Consider the following 15,847-nt stretch of genomic DNA (forward strand, 5'->3'; position numbering starts at 1 on the left):
CCAGGCGAAACCGGGTCCCTGGCCGGGCTTGTGAGGTCAGGCGGTACTTGGGGAGAAGCTGTTGCTGAGCTTGCGGGTGACCTGGGCCAGGGACTGGTCGTCGCCCACGTTGCCGGCGAAAACGATGTACGGAATGCCCTTTGCAGGACCATCCACCGGTTCCCAGAGACTGACAATGCCCGGAAGCATGGGCCCGCGAACGATCGCGTGCCGGATCTCCAGGCCGTGGGCGGCCACATCCGAAGACGTGATGCCGCCCTTGGCGATAACGAACCGCGGCGGGAAGGTCTTGAGCGTGCGGTTCACTACTGCCACGACGGCGGCGGACACCGTGCGGGCGATCCGGAGGCTTTCGGCCGGGTCATTGGTCTTGATGAGCAGGCGGCTTGTGTGCACGATGACGTCACCGCTGTGGAGTGCTTCGACGACGGCATCCACCGTCTGGTCGAGGTGGGCGTCCGCATCGTCCCCGAGCAGCCTTTCAACGTCAATCTCCACGATGCGGGCAGAACTGTGCCGATCCGTCAGCACCTTCAGCTGGCGCGTGGTGACGCCTACATGCGAGCCGACGACGATCAGGCCTCCGGCCTCGGACGGAGTATTGCCGGCATATGCTTCCTCGCGGGTGAGCTCGCGGCGGATGTCCTGGCCGATGCGGGCGCGCATGAAGGGCGGACCCACGCGGTAGAGGAGCTTCTTGCCGCGGCGTTCTGCCTCTTCGAGGCCAAGGGCCAGGGCGCGCATGTCATTCTCAGTCACGATATCCACGACGATCGGGGTGGAAGCAGTGGCGGGCGCGATCGCATCAGCGATGGCCTTGGCGGAAACCTGGGCGTCACCGGTGGCGGCGCCGGCACGGATGATGTGGAGGTCCAGCACGATCACCGAGTCCGCGGTGTAGCGGCCCTGCGATTTCTCCTCGACGTACTTGGCCATTGTCGAACTGCTGAACCCGAACGTTGCATCCTTGGCGAACTCGGTCTCCGCAACGGGAATGAGCCGGCCCGCATGATCGCCGGTGCCACGCATGTAGTGGACGCCCCCGATAGTGACCCGCCCGGCGTCCGGGAAGGCTGGGACCATTACGACGCCGTCGGTCGTTTCGCCGCTCTCGGCGGCGACGGTGGCGGCAATGACGTCGGGTTCGAGCGGGAAGTGGCCCCGCAGCGTCGAGTCGCTGCGGCTGACGAAGCCGAGGCGGAGATTTTCATCGCCCTTCCGGGCGGCGGCGAGGGCGTTCCGCACGATTTCCTCGTTCCTGGCTGCCGCTTCTGACGGGTCCAGGCTGCGCGTGTTGGTGAGGACGTACACCGCTGCCTTGCCCTGATGCAAAGCCCAGGTAAAGTCCTCGATTTCCCACTGGGTGAGCACGGGCAGATCAGAAACCGACTGCGTACCGGTGGGGTCGTCGTCGAGGACAACCAGGACGCGGGGGGAGGTAGCAGCTGAAGCGGTGACCGCATCGGCCACCTGTTGCGCTGGGATCATAAGCTCCGCGGGAAAGGCGGCCAGGATGTCTGCTTCAAGGGGCACAGTGCACTCCGTTGTGTCGAACGTATTGCGGAAATTTCATCGATCAGATGTCAGACATCTGTCCTTTGTTGCTAGTGTGGCATAAGGCACAGCCGTGCGCAAGTAGACTTGTCAGACATATCAGAAAGAACGCTGGGCGGAGAAGATGGCACGGAAATCACTGGTGGGCGTCGTCGCTGACGAACTGCTGGATCGCATCATTGCCGGCGAGTTCCCGCCGGGCGCCAGCGTTCCCGGTGAACTTGAACTTAGCGCCCGGCACGAGGTCAGCCGAATGACTGTCCGGGAGGCCATGAAGACCCTTGAGGCTCAGCGGATCCTCAGCGTGGAGCGGGGCCGGGGCACGTTCGTGAACCCCCTCAACCGGTGGTCGTCATTGGAGGCTGTACTCCGGGCCGCCTCCGAGGGCCAGAACGGCCCGGCTGCCGCCGTACAGCTGATCGAGCTGCGCAGGATGCTGGAAACCGGCGCCTGCGAACTTGCGGCACAGCGTATTACCGACGGCGAACTTGAGGACGTGCAGGCCCGTGTGCAGGACATGCGCGAAGCTCATGAGGCCAACGACCTAGCCCGTTTCGTGACGGCCGACCTCGCTTTCCACGACCTGATCCTGCAGGCATCGGAGAACGTGTTTGTCGCGGTCCTTTTCGAGCCGCTCCACCGGGTGCTGGAGAAGCGCCGCACGGAAACGTCCCAGGTTCCCCAGATCCAGGAGCATGCGATCGGCCACCACCAGAACATCGCCGATGCCCTGGCTGCCCGGGATCCCCACCGTGCGCGGGAAGCGATGGACTCCCACATGCAGCAAACCCTGGACGACCTGAGAAGCTACGTGCTCGAAGCCGGGCAGGCGAACACCTAGTCCCAGCCCTGTCCTTCCGATACTCTGCAGGAACGGCCCGCAGCCGGGTATCGACGACGATCACGAGGAGCGAAGTTGCCTAACCACACGTACAGCATTTCCGAAATTGTCGGCACCTCAACGGAAGGCGTGGACGCTGCAGTCCGCAACGGCGTAGCTGAGGCGGCGAAAACGCTCCGCAACCTGGACTGGTTCGAAGTCAAGGAAATCCGTGGCCACCTTGAGGACGGCCAGATTGCGGACTGGCAGGTAACCATCAAGCTCGGCTTCCGACTAGAGCGCTGACGGCTATCCAGCAACTGTTTTGATCCGCCTGCCCTCATCAGCCTGGATTCGCGGCTTGAGCCGGCGTCAGGGCGTGGACAGCAAGCATAGGATCAGTCTTCCGTCGGGTTGCTGGTCCACACGTGAACGGGGTCGCCGCTGCAGAGCAGACGGCGGCCCCGGCCCGCGAACTCAACCCAATAATCTCCTGGTGCTGGGAGACATCGTCCACGTAGCCGGCGTCGAAGCCGTAACCTGCCCTCTCCACCCACACCGCCTCCCCCGGAGCCAGCTCCGCCCATTGAGACGGGGCAAGGCGGGTGACAGCCCGGGCGGGGCGCGGTTCTGCGTCTGCTGTTTGGACAGGCCGTGCAGGCCCCTGCTGCCGGCTCATGAGTCCTTAGCCGGGGGCAAACGCCGCCACATGATCGGTTCACCCAGGTAGGCGGGCAGGACCTGCCCTTCGAAGAAAGTGTGGGTTTCCTGCGGCGCGCCTTCCGGAATCCATGAACCGGAGGCCGGGCAGTGCGTTCCGGTTGGCGCCGACGCGGCCTGACGTGCCTTGAGCAGTGCGATGCGTTTCATCGTTGAATGCCATCCTTGGTGATTGTGCTTGCTGTTCTCTTCCAAGCCTAGGAAAGCGTGCGTTCAGGCCCAATGGGCGTATGGCCAGAATCGCGGCTTGGGGCTGGGCAGCAGCACAGTAGCGCCGCACCGCTTGACCGGAGCACCAGCCGGGTCGGCAGGGGCAATCCGCGGCAAAGCAGCACAGCGGGCGGAAGGGTGCATAGGCTGTATCCAGAATCCGCTACCTCAAGGAGTACCAACGTGTCCCAGGTTCCACACCTCACGCTGAATAACGGCGTCACCATTCCGCAACTGGGTTTCGGTGTCTTCCAGGTGCCGCCGGAGGAAACCCAGAGGATCGTCGAACAGGCGCTTGAAGTCGGCTACCGGCACATCGACACGGCGGCGGCCTATCGCAACGAGGCCGGCGTAGGTGCCGCGATCGCCGCCTCCGGCATTCCCCGCGAGGAACTGTTCATCACCACGAAGCTCCGCAACGGTGAGCAAGGGAACGCCCACGAGGCTTTCCAGAACAGCCTGAAGGCGCTGGGTCTCGATTATGTCGACCTCTACCTGATCCACTGGCCGGTGCCTTCCCAGGGACTGTATATCGAGGCATGGAAGGCCTTGGAAAATATCTATGGCAGAAAGGAATCTCGGGCCATCGGTGTATCCAACTTCCTGGAAAGCCATGTGGACTCCCTGATCGGAGACACCGATGTTGTGCCGGCTGTGAACCAGCTCGAGGTCCACCCGACGTTTCAGCAGGCGGCATTGACCGAAAAGAACCGCGCACTCGGAATCGCCGTCGAGGCCTACAGCCCGTTGGGCCAGGGAACGGACCTCCACGCCAGCGCGGTCACGACCTTGGCTGAGGAGCGGAACGCTACCCCTGCCCAGATCATCCTGGCGTGGCACCTCGCCACAGGCACCATCGCGATTCCCAAATCGTCCACACGGGAACGGATGCAGGAGAACCTCGCGGCCGCGTCCATCGCCCTTGACGAGGCCGCCGTCTCGTCGATCAATGCGCTGGAGGACGGTTCCCGCGTGGGAGGCGACCCCGCCACCGCGGCACACAGCCAGCTTTAGGGCCCGTCGCCGAACAAGGGGGGCTTTCCGCCAATACCGCACGCTTTCGGCCATACCCGGAGCCGACGTTGCTTCAGCGTGTCGGCGGGCGCTGCGGGTCCTCCAAGGCAGGCTCATCAGGATCACCGTTGGGCTGGGTGGGCGGCCCCGGTGAGTCCTGCGGGGGAATTGGGGGCTCCTCCGACGGCGGATCCTGTTCCGGGTCAAAGGGGAACCCCTGCGGAGTGCTCTGCTGGGGATCCTCCGGGGAGTCCTGCCTGGAATCGTCGGAAGCTTGACTCATGGTGCGCATCCTTTGCTCGGTGGGAATTGCTTGTTCGGAAGAGGGCCTGCCACACACCCAAGGGATACCAGCGCTGTGCCGGCGAGTCCATAGTCACAGCGGCCGCCGGCTAACTGGACCCGTGAATCCCGGTGAGCGAAAGTCCCCTCCCAGACAGGCGAACGCGCAGCCGGGACCCTGCTGGACCGAAACGTCGACGGGCTGATACTGGCCACCGCGCACCTCATCGATCTGGGCCACCGGGACATCGCAGTGGTCACCGGACCGTCCTTCACGTCCAGCGGGATTGCCCGCCTCGCCGGTGCCCGTGCAGCCATAGATGAGGCAGGAATTGAAACCCCGGAACCTTGGCTCCTTGCAGCGGGCTACGGCATTGAAGACAGCTTCACAGCCGGAAGCGCACTCCTGGCCGGCTACACGAAAAAAACGCCAACCGCCGTTTTTGCCGCCAACGGCAACATCGCCATGGGAATCATGGCAGCAGCCCACCGCCACAACCTCAGGACAGGCGCCGACTTGGCACTCGTCGGCTACAACAACACAGCGCTCTCCTCCAGGCTCCCCACCCGTCTCACCCCGAGCCACGTCCACTTGGGCGAGTCCTCCAGATCACCCATCGACCTGATCATTGACCCCCACAATGAACCCCGCGTCGGGAAGCCCATCCCCACGCCCATTCCCCGCGCATCAAGCGGGACTCCAAACGGCAACGCCCTTAATCAACTCCAGGGCTCTGTGCAAATGGGAGTTGATGGGAAAGACTTTTGGAATGGCACTCACACCGCTGATCGAGCTGAACGATGGTAACCGGATTCCACAAATCGGTCTCGGCACCTGGCCGCTGGACGACCGCCAGGTGACGGATGCCGTCGTACAAGCAATAGAGGCCGGTTACCGTCACATTGATACCGCGGTGAAATACGGAAACGAAGCGGGAGTTGGGGAAGGGCTTCGCAGGAGTGCACTCGCACGTGAAGAGTTCTTCGTCACCACTAAACTGGACGGCGAATTCCAGGGCGGGGATAGGGCTATTGCCGGCCTCGAAGGTTCGCTGAGACGGCTGCAGATGGAGTATGTGGACCTGCTGCTCATCCATTGGCCGCTGCCCCGCAGAGGTGAATTCATCTCCACGTGGAAGACATTTGAGCAGTTGCAGGCCGATGGCAAGGCCCGCTCAATCGGCGTTTCGAACTTCAAGCCCTCACATCTTGAGCAGCTCATGCGGGCAACGGAGGTGGTTCCCGCCGTCAATCAAATTCAGCTCAACCCCTCAATCACCCGCACGGCCGATTGCGCCTACAACGAGCACCACGGCATTGTCACCGAATCGTACAGCCCACTGGGGGCAGGCTCGGGCCTGCTGTCAGCGCCGGTGGTGGGCCGGATTGCGAAGAAACATGGGAAAACGGAAGGTCAGGTGGTGCTGCGCTGGCACGTTCAACAGGGTCTGGTGACCGTCCCCAAGTCCGCAGATCCTCAAAGACTCCGGGAAAATATTGACGTCTTTGGATTCGCCTTGGACGCGGAGGATTTGATTGCCATGGAGACGCTGGATGAAGGGCCCGAGGCAGGAGTTAACTCGGATGTTCAAGGGCACTGATACGCCCTGCAAGGCGCTCTGAATGTCAGTTTTCTTCGAAGACCGACTGGCAGAAAAATAGTAAGCATGTTTAGTATTAGGAAGAAGGGCGAAGCGTACCCGGCACACCGGGTGCCTCCTTTATAAGGAAGAGGACGATAAAAATGGGTTTTCTCGCATTTCTGATTCTGGGCCTGATTGCTGGAGCCATCGCTAAGGCGATCCTCCCCGGACGGCAGGGCGGTGGCATTTTGATCACGCTTGTGCTCGGTGTAGTCGGAGCTCTTCTCGGCGGCTGGATCGGCAGCGCACTCTTCGGCGTGGGAATCAACGAATTCTTCTCACTGTCCACTTGGCTGCTGGCCATCGGCGGGGCGATCATCGTCCTGCTGATCTACGGCATGGTCACCCGTCGCAGTGTCCGCTAGTCGGAGCTCGACCTGAAGGCGGCCCCGGGACAACTCCCGGGGCTGTTTTCATAGCTGACGCCTATGCCGGCTCAGTTTCCACATCGTACATATCCCTCTCAAGAGCAGGAGTTCATCATGAAATCCAAACTTCTCTTCGGCGCCGGAATTGCCGCAGGCTACGTCCTCGGATCGAGGTCCGGCCGGGCAGCGTACGACAAGATCAAAGCCCGTGCCACGAGCATCTGGGACAGCAAGCCCGTCCAGGACAAAGTTACGGCGGCCACCGAAGTCGTTAAGGAAAAGGCGCCCGAGGTGGGCGACCAGCTTTCTGAGGCGGCGCGTCGGGCAGGAACCGTCCTGAGTTCGGCGATGCACCGCGACTCGTCCAAGTCCGGCAGCACGCCAGAAAGCGCTTCCAGCAGTGTGGAAGCCGACGGCGATGCCTCCGAGAGCGAGCATATCCCCGCTCACAGCACCCACCCGGAGACAGTGAATCTTGGGACTTCGGATGTTCCGTCCGGTGACGAGGGTGCCGCTGGTGCTGGTTCCGGAGCGCACACCGAAGGCAAGAGGCTCTAACAGTCCTGTCCTCACCCGGCCAGCAACCTGAGCCAATTTTTTGGCACCGCTCTATTGTCAGACCCCTCTGACAAAGTTGTCCCATGAAAACGAACTGGGGGACGCGGTACAAGTGCAGCGGGGCAGGGCGCAATGCCGCCCCGCTCATCCGTGCCTTGAGCAGCGTTACTGCTTCAGGAAATTCTTGTCCTGAAGCAGATTCCAGCACCGCCGTTGAGGACACTCCTTCGTCCGACGGCGGTGCTTTCGTTAATTTGCGGCGTTGCCTTGAGGCCGTGGAGGCCGCTGTTGATTCCGCTCCTGCTGCTTTGGCGCTGGAGGGTTCGGTAAAGGGTTTCGGTAAGGGCCCCGGCAGCGAACCCGGCACCGAAGTCGCGGCAGCATCCGGAACCGCGGCAACTGGAGCGCCTGAGGCAACGGACGTGGATCCGGCCGACGGCGGACCCGCCAACACCGACAACGGCGTCCGGCTCTGCATCCACAAGGAACACTGGCAAATCCACTGCCAAACAGACTTCACGGGCCAAGCTGCCTATGGCCGAAGCCCCACAACCACAGTGGCGTCGAGGTCCTCCGACTGCACGATCCGGGGTATGAGCCCACCGCTTACGACGGCCGCCGCGGTCCGCCTGGCCTGATGCCGGCTCGTCTCTATGTGCAGATGACCACCTCGGCGAAGCCAGGAGCGGGCATCGCCGGCCACTCTTCGCTGAATGTCAAGCCCTTCAGGTCCACCATCCAGGGAAACCCGGGGTTCGTGGACCCGGGCCTCAAAAGGCATGCAGCCGATGGACCCGGTGGGAACGTAGGGCGCGTTGACGGCCAGGATGTCCGCATGTCCCCTAAGCCGGCCAGGCAGGGCGGAGTACAGATCCCCTTCATAAACATCGCCGCCAGCGGGAAGAACATTGCGCCGGGCACACCGCACTGCAGCGGTGTCAATATCGGAGGCGTGCAGCTCGATTCCCGGCGCAAGCCTTGCCAGTGCCAGCCCCACCGCCCCGGATCCGCAGCAAAGGTCCACTACTAGCGCACCGGATGTACGTGCACCGGCTGCCCCCACACTTGGTCCACTCGCACCGGAGGCGGCCGGCACGGAAACTTCCGCGGTCGAAGCCTTCGCGGCTGAAGCCTGCACTGCCGCCATTGATATCCCAAGGATCCGGGCGGCCTCACTCACCAGGAGCCCGCTGCGGCGCCGGGGAACGAAGACCCCTGGCTCGACAGCAATCCGGAGACCGCAGAACTCGGCCCAGCCGAGAATGTGCTCCAAGGGAAAACCCGCACTGCGCTGCTCAACGGCATCGGCCAGCTGCTCAGCGGTGAACTCAGCGGCGATAAGGAGCACTGCTTCCTCTTCCGCATACACGCAGCCTGCGGTACGTAACCGGGTAATCACGGCGGAAAGGGACGGGGAATCAGGTGGCATGGGACCGCCTCGACCGAACGACGGGCATCCCGTGACACCCACTAGCCCGGGCGGCCCGGGCAGCGGGCAGGGAAAACCCCGGCTGGCGCTGCGCTAATGGTCTCCACCTCCCGGGTTTGAAAAGTGCACATCAGCGCACTGAATCTTCATCGTAGCCGACCCGAAAAGCGATAGACCTTGGCAAGATGGGGCCATGACACCAATGGAAAACCACCCGCTTATCTGGACTGGCTCCTACACATCCGACAGTGGCGGACACGGTGCCGGAATAGGAGCCATCTCGGCCACTCCGGACGGAACCCTCATCTGGCGCGGCACCGCCGTGAAGGCTGACTCGCCGTCGTTCCTTGCCGTCCATCCGTCCCTGCCCCTCGTTTACGCCGTCGGTGAGAGCACGCAGTCCGTACAGGCCTACCGCCGGCGCGGCGAGTACGGGCTGGAGGCGATCGGTGAGCCATGGCCTGCGGGCGAAGCTGCCTGTCACGTTGCCGTCAGCCCCGAAGGAAAGTTCCTCATCGTCGCGTGCTGGGGTGACGGCCAGGTGCTGCTTTTCGAACTGGACGCCGACGGGCGCGATCAGCTCGCGCTTTTCGGCGGCGCCCTCGGCGGATCCCCACGGTAGCGGACGCCCAAGCCGCGCCCACGCCAGCCTCATGCTCGCAGACGGCCGGGTCATGACCACAGACCTGGGCCACGACCTGCTGCGCGTCTGGACGTATACAGCAGGAGCCGGCCTCACAGTGGATCACGAAGTAGTGTTGCCCAAGGACAGCGGCCCCCGGCACCTGGTGCAGCGTGCGGATGGCACCGTACTCGTCGTCACCGAATATTCAATCGAGGTGTTCGCGGTGGGGACTGATCCAGAATCCGGACACTTCGAATTCGTCGGCCGATCACCGGCCACGGCTGGCGGGGCAAAGGAAGGCGACTCAGCCGCTGAAATTGCCCTGTCTGCTGACGGGAAGCGCGCATATGTGGGGGTCCGCGGTTCCAACCGGATCTCTGTGCTCGATGTGGACGGCGCCCCCGAGATCGTGCGTCCTCTCATGGACTGTGCCAGTGGCGGCGACTGGCCGCGCCATCACCTGGTCCGTGAAGGATGGCTGCACGTCGCCCATGAGCGTTCTCATGACGTAACCACCTCCCGTCTGGACCCAGACACTGGCCAGCCCGGGGAAGTTCAATACCGGCTGATTACGGGTTCCCCTACAGCGCTTGTTATGGCAGGCTAAGCCCAGCCGAGAGAAACACAAAGCTTGTAAACATCCATTACAAGAAAGAGCGCAAGGGTGTCTTCACTGATGGCGCGCGTTCGAACAGCTCCCGTGGAGAGGTGGCAGGTGCCGGTAGCTGGCAACGCGCCCGTCATTAGCAGGGGCAAAGTGTTGACCTTCTTATGCTCTTCGCCACAAAATACTCAAGGAACTAAATTTAGTTTCGATATTATGTTGCAACGTCGCTGCGCGGAAGGTCTCGCTATGTTCTCCTACCCTGCCCACGGATACTCGCGACCACGGGCGGTTGGCCCTGAGGGCCGGGCCTTCACCACGATGTCCCGCACGCTCGCGGTGGCTGCTTCCGCCGCCGTGCTGGCGGGATCCGGACTACCTGCCCAGGCGGCCCCGGATGGCCGGTCGGCTCCTGAGATGCAGACGGTGCAGGGTAAGTCGGCCTCGTCGGGGACAAAGAACGCCGGGTCAGCCGGCGAGCCGCCGTCGGGCCTGCAGTCCCTGCGAGCGCCGGTGAGCAATGAGAACTTCTACTTCGTCATGGCCGACAGGTTCAGCAACGGAAGCACCGCCAATGACGACGGAGGTCTGGGAGCTGATCCGAACGTGTCCGGCTTCGACCCGACACGCAAAGGATTCTTCAATGGCGGTGACCTGAACGGGCTACTGAACAAGATCGACTACATCCAGGGCCTGGGCACCACCTCCATCTGGCTGACACCCAGCTTCAAGAACAAGGCCATGCAGCCGGAGGACAAATCTGCTGGGTATCACGGCTACTGGGTCACCGACTTCACCCAGATCGACCCGCACCTGGGAACGAACGCCGAGCTGAAGAAGCTCATCGACGAAGCCCACTCGCGCGGCATGAAGGTGTACTTCGACATCATCACCAATCACACGGCAGACGTGATCGGGTACGAGGAGGGTGCCCGTGCCAGCTATGTGTCTAAGGACCAGGTCCCGTACCGTACCGACGATGGAGTCGCCTTCGATGACCGGGACTACGCCGGGGCGGCAAACTTCCCGAAGCTGGATGCAAAAACCTCGTTCCCGTACAAGCCAGTTCTGCAACCCGGAGAGGAAAACCTTAAGGTGCCCTCCTGGCTCAACGATCCCAGGCTCTATCACAACCGCGGGGACACCACCTTTGCAGGGGAGAACGCTCTCTACGGCGATTTTTTCGGTCTGGATGACCTCTTCACCGAGCATCCCGCCGTCGTAAAGGGCATGACTGATGTCTACAAGATGTGGATCAAAGACTTCGGCATCGACGGCTTCCGGATCGACACCATGAAGCACGTCAATGACGAGTTCTGGCAGAAGTTTGGCCCTGAGGTCCTCGGCTACGCCAGCGAACAGGGCAAGGACGAGTTCTTCATGTTCGGCGAGGTCTTTGATACGACAAAGAGCTTCACGTCCCAGTTCACCACCCGGAACAAGATGCAGGCGGTGCTGGACTTCCCGTTCCAGGACGCGGCGCGAAACTTTGCCTCCCGCAGCCAGCACGCGGGTCAGCTGGAGACGTTCTTCGCCGGGGATGACTGGTACACCGATGCCGACTCCAACGTCTACCAGTTGCCTACCTTCCTCGGGAACCACGACATGGGCCGCATCGGCAGCTTCATCACCACGGACAACCCGGATGCGGACGACGCCGAACGGGTTGCCCGCGATGAGCTCGCTCACGAGCTCATGTACTTCTCACGGGGAAACCCCGTGATCTACTACGGCGACGAGCAGGGCTTCACCGGCCCCGGCGGCGACCAGGATGCGCGGCAGACGCTGTTCGCCAGCCGGGTACCCGAATACCTCGACGACGATCTGCTGGGCACTGACGCAACGCACAAAATTGACAACTTCAACACCGGGCACCCGCTCTACCGCAAAATCAGTGAGCTGGCTAAGCTGACGAAGGAGCACCCCGCCCTGCGCACTGGCGCACACCAGCACCGCTACGCCTCCAACGGCCCGGGCATTTACGCTTTCTCCCGTACCGATGCCAAGGACCAGCGGGAGTACGTGGTGGCACTGAACAACAGTGAACAGCCTCAGACTGCGGCCATCCCCACCTTCATCACCAAGCGCAACTACAGCCTTGTCTACGGTGACGCTGCTGCTGAGGCCAAGACGTCAGTGGACGGCAAGCTGAACGTTACGGTTCCGCCGCTGTCCGCCGTCGTCTACAAATCCTCGGGCAGGATCCCACACTCCACGTCAGCCCCCGCCGTGTCACTGCAGGCGCCTGCCCCGGCAACGGCCACAGCCAGCACGCCCGGTGACAACGGCCGCATGCAGGTAACGGCCGACGTCGGCGGTACTTCGTTCTACCAGGTCACTTTCCAAGCGAAGGCACCGGGCGGACGATGGGAGTCCGTCGGCACGGACGACTCCGCTCCCTACCGGGTCTTCCATGATGTTGCCTCGCTGCAGCCGGGAACACCCCTCGAGTACCGCGCAGTCGTCCTCGATAACGGCGGCCACAGGGCCACCAGCGGCGTCCGCAGCGCAAGGGTCCCCGCGCCGGTGCTGACTATTCAGGAGCCGAAGGAAGGCGCCTCTGCCAGCGGCAAGGTGAAGGTGACAGCCGCCGCGGATCCGGAAAAGGCCAGCCACGTAGTGCGCTTCGAGCGGCGCGTCGCAGAGGGGGAATGGACGGTGATCGGCGCGCCGGATACATCCTCTCCCGAGTACACCGTGGTGGACGATCTCACAGATACCCCTCATGGCACCGCAGTCAGCTATCGGGCGAGGCTGAGCGGACCCGGATACACCACGACCAGCAGCGTCCGGACTGTGACGGTGGGAACCCTTGCCGTGCAGCAGCCTCGATCCGTTACCGTCGCAGGTGACTTCAACAAAGTGATGGGCTGTCCAGAGGACTGGCAGCCCGATTGCGAATCCGCGTTCATGGCGCTGGATCCGGCAGACAACATCTGGAAGCTGACAGCCGGGCTGCCCGCAGGCAAGTACCACTTCAAGGCCGCCATCAACGGTACCTGGGATGAGAACTACGGCCAGGGAGGAGCCCGCGGCGGCACGGACATCCCGCTGGATCACGACGGCGGACAGGTCACCTTCCGCTACGACCACAGCACGCACCTGTTACAGCGGGCTGAGACCGCCCTTACACCTGACTAACGTCAGGGGGCAAAGAAAGCACAGTGCGCACCCGGCAAGTTTCCCGCCACCGGGTGCGCACTGCTTTATCTAGTGGGCCCGGACCGACTCCTCCACGGCAGCAAGGAGCGAGTTGAACCTTTCGTTGCTGTCAAGGCTGTCCAGCAGCACCGGGTCACCGTCCGAATCCGCCAAGGGCACCTGCCAGTTGGGGTACTGCGCCGAGGTTGTTCCCGGTTGGTTCTGAACCCTGCGCTCCCCAATGGCGTCAACGAGGGCCACGCCCAGCAGGACGGACGGCGTCTGCGCCAGCAGGCGGTGCAGCGCCTCGATCCTCTCCTCCTCACTGCCGGTATCGCCGGCCGGAAGCAGTCCCCGCTCCTGCAGCAGGTGCATCATCTTGTCGAGCTTGGCATTGTGTTCGAGGCGCTCTTCCTCGGCCGGCCGCTGCAGCAGGCCCAGCCCGCTGCGCAGCGTCACGTGGTCGCCCGCCAGATAGCCCGCCGTCGGGGGAAGGTCGTGCGTGTTCACGCTCGAAAGAGCCTGTACGCGGTACTTTTCCGGCGGAAGGGGGACATCGCCGTCGTTCTCGAACCAGAGGATGGAGGTGCCGAGGACGCCGCGGGCAGCAAGGTAGTCACGGACCCACGGCTCGAAGGTGCCCAGATCCTCGCCAATCACCACCGCGCCCGCGCGCTGGGCCTCGAGTGCCAGGATTCCGATCATGGCGTCATGGTCGAAACGGACGTAAGCGCCGTTCCCCGGCGTATTGCCGGCCGGTATCCACCAGAGCCGGAAGAAGCCCAGGATGTGGTCCACCCGGATCCCGCCGGAATGCCGCAGAATCGTTGCCAACATTTCCCGGAACGGACGGTAGCCGGCCTCTGCCAGGCGGGTGGGATGCCACGGCGGCTGGTGCCAGTCCTGTCCCAGCTGGTTGTACATGTCCGGGGGGGCGCCGACGCTCACGCCGGGAGCGAGAACACCCTGCAGCGTCCACGCATCGGAGCTCTGCAGGTCCACGCCCACGGCAAGGTCGTGCACCACGCCGAGGCGCATTCCGGCGCGGGTGGCAGCAGTCTGCGCGGATTCCAGCTGCTCGTCGCACAGCCACTGCAGCCAGCGGTGGAAGCCGATCCGGTGGTCAAGCTCCACCCGCAGCTTTTCCACCAGCGGGGATCCCGGTGCGGCGGCAGGATCCGTCCAGAACGGATCGTCGGCGTCGATGTCCTCACGGATCGCGCACCACAGGGCGAAGTCATTCAGTCCCGGGCCGGCCGTCCGGCAAAAGTCCTCATAGGCGCGCTGGCGGGCCGGCGAGCGCTTGACTCCGTACAGCAGCTCCAGCGCCGCCAGTTTCGCGGCATAGGCGGCATCCCTGTCGATTCGCGAGCCGTCCTCGTTGAGCTTCCGCGCCTGTTTCATGAGGTCGTGAATGGCGAGCTGCTTCTTTGGCTTCAGGTATGCCAGCTCCGGCACTGCCTCGATCCGCAGGTATAGGGGGTTGAAAAAACGCCGGGTGGAGGGTGAATACGGCGAAGGCTCCACGGGCGGCACGGGATCGGCAGCGTGCAGGGGGTTCACGAGCACGTAGTCAGCGCCGCGGGCGCCGGCAAGAGCGGTGAGGTCGGCCAGGTCTGCAAAGTCGCCAACCCCCCAGGAGCGCTCTGACCGCACGGAATACAGCTGCGTGGCCAGGCCCCATCCCCGGCGCTCCTCGAGCTGCGCCGCTGTGGTGAGCCGCGAGGGCACCACCACGAGGGTAGCTTCGGAAACCTGGCCCTCCGATTCCGCCCGTACAGTGTGCCAGCCCAGGCCCATGCTTCCCGGAAGCTGGAATATGGAGCGGGTCACCGTGATGCCATCCACGTCACGGGGCTCCGTCAAGTGCTCCTGCTGCACGGCGTCGAGCTTGCGCCCGTCCTCGGTCATCACAGTCACCCGGGCGGTGGAGCTGGCCGGGATGTGGACCGGCACTTGCGCCGGCTCCCCTTCCTGCATCACGACGGCGGGAGGCAGCACCCGCCGCCAGGGCGCCAGTTCGGCATCAGCGAGGGCTTTCTCGATCAGCTCATCGGTCCCCGCCTGCACTCCCAGCGCCGCCAGGACCCGGATCAGGGTGTCCGGGGCAACCTCGTGCGGCAGCCCGTCCCAGCCCTGGTAGGTGGTTCCCACGCCGTGCGCGTCTGCGAGCCAGTGCAGCAGCTCGCGGTTCACGGGAGCACCGGAAGATACTGAAGCTTCGGAAAGTGGTGCCGCCGCTCCCGAAGCGGGCTCGTACTGCTGGCTGGAAGCCTTCATGGATGTCCGCCCTCATCTGCTGTAATCGGCCAATACATTCAGCGCTCCGGCCGCTTGCCAGCTCCCGGGCAACTGTTGGTTCCGATTATTGCAGGGGGATGCCTCACGGAGTCCAAACCAACCGCCAAACGGACGTCAGGCCAAGCCCGAATATGGCGTTAGGCCGGCGCGCAGGCCTCCTGCAGCTGCTTCACGGACTCACCCGGCACGGCATCGCCGGCTTCGGCGATCTCCTTCAGGGGGTTGGTGATCTCCGACGGGAGACCTGCGGTTTCCGCGCCGGCTACCAGTCCGCTGAGCACCGCCTTGTCCGAGGCGCTGACCACGCCGTCCTCCAGCAACGTGCAGATTTGGCCCTTCACCTGCTCTGCCGCCGCGTTGGCAACGCCCGATGCGGCTGAACTCGCAGCGTTCTGTACCGCTTCCTCCGCCTGGCTGCAACCAGCCACCAAAAGCAGTGCAGGAACCAGGACAACGGCGGGAAGGCGAAATTTCATATCCCCCACACTAGCAACTGGTTCTGAGAGTGTGGGCTTCACCGTGCCCCCCTGCCTACAGCGCCCTCGTCCTCGAATGATCCGAATGGTTGCAGGATTCGA

At 63.5% G+C, this 15,847-nt stretch carries 16 protein-coding genes; 10 read left to right on the forward strand and 6 right to left on the reverse strand.

Features of this window, described 5'->3' with window-relative positions; genetic code table 11:
* Positions 1-36 precede the first annotated feature (36 nt).
* The gene (locus M1E01_RS17550) at positions 37-1,533 is read right to left on the reverse strand and encodes a four-carbon acid sugar kinase family protein (protein ID WP_457972800.1); all 1,497 of its coding nucleotides are present in this window, start codon (positions 1,531-1,533) and stop codon (positions 37-39) included.
* Between the two features lie 145 nt (positions 1,534-1,678).
* On the opposite strand from M1E01_RS17550, the gene M1E01_RS17555 reads away from it, so the two are divergent.
* Both M1E01_RS17555 and M1E01_RS17560 read left to right on the forward strand, forming a co-directional pair.
* The gene (locus M1E01_RS17555; RefSeq protein ID WP_457972801.1) at positions 1,679-2,395 is read left to right on the forward strand and encodes a FadR/GntR family transcriptional regulator; all 717 of its coding nucleotides are present in this window, start codon (positions 1,679-1,681) and stop codon (positions 2,393-2,395) included.
* Positions 2,396-2,470: 75 nt separating this feature from the next.
* Positions 2,471-2,680 carry a dodecin gene (locus tag M1E01_RS17560; protein ID WP_400477990.1) on the forward strand — a complete coding sequence of 70 codons (210 nt, stop codon included), beginning with the start codon at positions 2,471-2,473 and terminating at the stop codon, positions 2,678-2,680.
* A 369-nt stretch (positions 2,681-3,049) separates the two neighbouring features.
* On the opposite strand, the gene M1E01_RS17565 is transcribed toward M1E01_RS17560, so the two are convergent.
* The gene (locus tag M1E01_RS17565) at positions 3,050-3,244 is read right to left on the reverse strand and encodes a hypothetical protein (RefSeq protein WP_457972802.1); all 195 of its coding nucleotides are present in this window, start codon (positions 3,242-3,244) and stop codon (positions 3,050-3,052) included.
* A 243-nt stretch (positions 3,245-3,487) separates the two neighbouring features.
* Between M1E01_RS17565 and M1E01_RS17570 the strand changes: the two genes are divergently transcribed.
* Positions 3,488-4,318, forward strand: coding sequence for an aldo/keto reductase (locus tag M1E01_RS17570; protein ID WP_457972803.1), 831 nt, complete (start codon positions 3,488-3,490; stop codon positions 4,316-4,318).
* Positions 4,319-4,391: 73 nt separating this feature from the next.
* Here the strand turns inward: M1E01_RS17570 and M1E01_RS17575 are convergent, their stop codons facing one another.
* Positions 4,392-4,601, reverse strand: a complete 210-nt coding sequence (locus tag M1E01_RS17575) for a hypothetical protein (RefSeq protein ID WP_457972804.1) — start codon at positions 4,599-4,601, stop codon at positions 4,392-4,394.
* Positions 4,602-4,853: 252 nt separating this feature from the next.
* Between M1E01_RS17575 and M1E01_RS17580 the strand changes: the two genes are divergently transcribed.
* From M1E01_RS17580 to M1E01_RS17595, 4 genes are all read left to right on the forward strand, one after another.
* Positions 4,854-5,408, forward strand: a complete 555-nt coding sequence (locus tag M1E01_RS17580) for a substrate-binding domain-containing protein (RefSeq protein ID WP_457972805.1) — start codon at positions 4,854-4,856, stop codon at positions 5,406-5,408.
* On the forward strand, positions 5,371-6,201 hold the full coding sequence (locus tag M1E01_RS17585) for an aldo/keto reductase (protein ID WP_457972806.1): 831 nt from the start codon (positions 5,371-5,373) through the stop codon (positions 6,199-6,201). The genes M1E01_RS17580 and M1E01_RS17585 overlap by 38 nt, the downstream gene beginning before the upstream one ends.
* 143 nt (positions 6,202-6,344) lie before the next feature.
* Positions 6,345-6,608, forward strand: coding sequence for a GlsB/YeaQ/YmgE family stress response membrane protein (locus M1E01_RS17590; RefSeq protein ID WP_457972807.1), 264 nt, complete (start codon positions 6,345-6,347; stop codon positions 6,606-6,608).
* A 117-nt stretch (positions 6,609-6,725) separates the two neighbouring features.
* Positions 6,726-7,169, forward strand: a complete 444-nt coding sequence (locus tag M1E01_RS17595; RefSeq protein ID WP_457972808.1) for a hypothetical protein — start codon at positions 6,726-6,728, stop codon at positions 7,167-7,169.
* A 532-nt stretch (positions 7,170-7,701) separates the two neighbouring features.
* On the opposite strand, the gene M1E01_RS17600 is transcribed toward M1E01_RS17595, so the two are convergent.
* Positions 7,702-8,598 (reverse strand): methyltransferase, encoded by an 897-nt coding sequence (locus tag M1E01_RS17600; protein ID WP_457972809.1) that lies wholly within the window; start codon positions 8,596-8,598, stop codon positions 7,702-7,704.
* 193 nt (positions 8,599-8,791) lie between these two features.
* Here M1E01_RS17600 and M1E01_RS17605 point away from each other — a divergent pair, with 193 nt between their 5' ends.
* The 3 genes from M1E01_RS17605 (at position 8,792) to M1E01_RS17615 (ending at position 12,968) form a co-directional block, all read left to right on the forward strand.
* A complete protein-coding gene (locus M1E01_RS17605) occupies positions 8,792-9,220 on the forward strand; it encodes a lactonase family protein (RefSeq protein WP_457972810.1) in 429 nt (142 codons plus the stop codon).
* Positions 9,221-9,272: 52 nt separating this feature from the next.
* Positions 9,273-9,830: a lactonase family protein gene (locus M1E01_RS17610; protein WP_457972811.1), complete on the forward strand. Its 558-nt coding sequence runs from the start codon at positions 9,273-9,275 to the stop codon at positions 9,828-9,830.
* Between the two features lie 246 nt (positions 9,831-10,076).
* Positions 10,077-12,968, forward strand: coding sequence for an alpha-amylase family glycosyl hydrolase (locus M1E01_RS17615; RefSeq protein WP_457972812.1), 2,892 nt, complete (start codon positions 10,077-10,079; stop codon positions 12,966-12,968).
* A gap of 69 nt (positions 12,969-13,037) precedes the next feature.
* Here the strand turns inward: M1E01_RS17615 and malQ are convergent, their stop codons facing one another.
* A complete protein-coding gene (gene malQ, locus M1E01_RS17620) occupies positions 13,038-15,248 on the reverse strand; it encodes a 4-alpha-glucanotransferase (RefSeq protein WP_457972813.1) in 2,211 nt (736 codons plus the stop codon).
* 158 nt (positions 15,249-15,406) lie between these two features.
* Entirely contained in the window at positions 15,407-15,745 is a 339-nt protein-coding gene (locus M1E01_RS17625; protein ID WP_457972814.1) for a hypothetical protein, read from the reverse strand.
* Positions 15,746-15,847 lie beyond the last annotated feature (102 nt).

The sequence above is a fragment of the Arthrobacter sp. D1-17 genome, assembly GCF_054130535.1.

Coding starts and splice junctions, on each gene's coding strand:
- M1E01_RS17555 (WP_457972801.1), top strand. CDS start 1,679: ATGGCACGGAAATCACTGGTGGGCGTCGTCGCTGACGAACTGCTGGAT.
- M1E01_RS17565 (WP_457972802.1), bottom strand. CDS start 3,244: ATGAAACGCATCGCACTGCTCAAGGCACGTCAGGCCGCGTCGGCGCCA.
- M1E01_RS17575 (WP_457972804.1), bottom strand. CDS start 4,601: ATGAGTCAAGCTTCCGACGATTCCAGGCAGGACTCCCCGGAGGATCCC.
- M1E01_RS17585 (WP_457972806.1), top strand. CDS start 5,371: ATGGCACTCACACCGCTGATCGAGCTGAACGATGGTAACCGGATTCCA.
- M1E01_RS17590 (WP_457972807.1), top strand. CDS start 6,345: ATGGGTTTTCTCGCATTTCTGATTCTGGGCCTGATTGCTGGAGCCATC.
- M1E01_RS17595 (WP_457972808.1), top strand. CDS start 6,726: ATGAAATCCAAACTTCTCTTCGGCGCCGGAATTGCCGCAGGCTACGTC.
- M1E01_RS17600 (WP_457972809.1), bottom strand. CDS start 8,598: ATGCCACCTGATTCCCCGTCCCTTTCCGCCGTGATTACCCGGTTACGT.
- M1E01_RS17605 (WP_457972810.1), top strand. CDS start 8,792: ATGACACCAATGGAAAACCACCCGCTTATCTGGACTGGCTCCTACACA.
- M1E01_RS17610 (WP_457972811.1), top strand. CDS start 9,273: ATGACCACAGACCTGGGCCACGACCTGCTGCGCGTCTGGACGTATACA.
- M1E01_RS17615 (WP_457972812.1), top strand. CDS start 10,077: ATGTTCTCCTACCCTGCCCACGGATACTCGCGACCACGGGCGGTTGGC.
- malQ (WP_457972813.1), bottom strand. CDS start 15,248: ATGAAGGCTTCCAGCCAGCAGTACGAGCCCGCTTCGGGAGCGGCGGCA.
- M1E01_RS17625 (WP_457972814.1), bottom strand. CDS start 15,745: ATGAAATTTCGCCTTCCCGCCGTTGTCCTGGTTCCTGCACTGCTTTTG.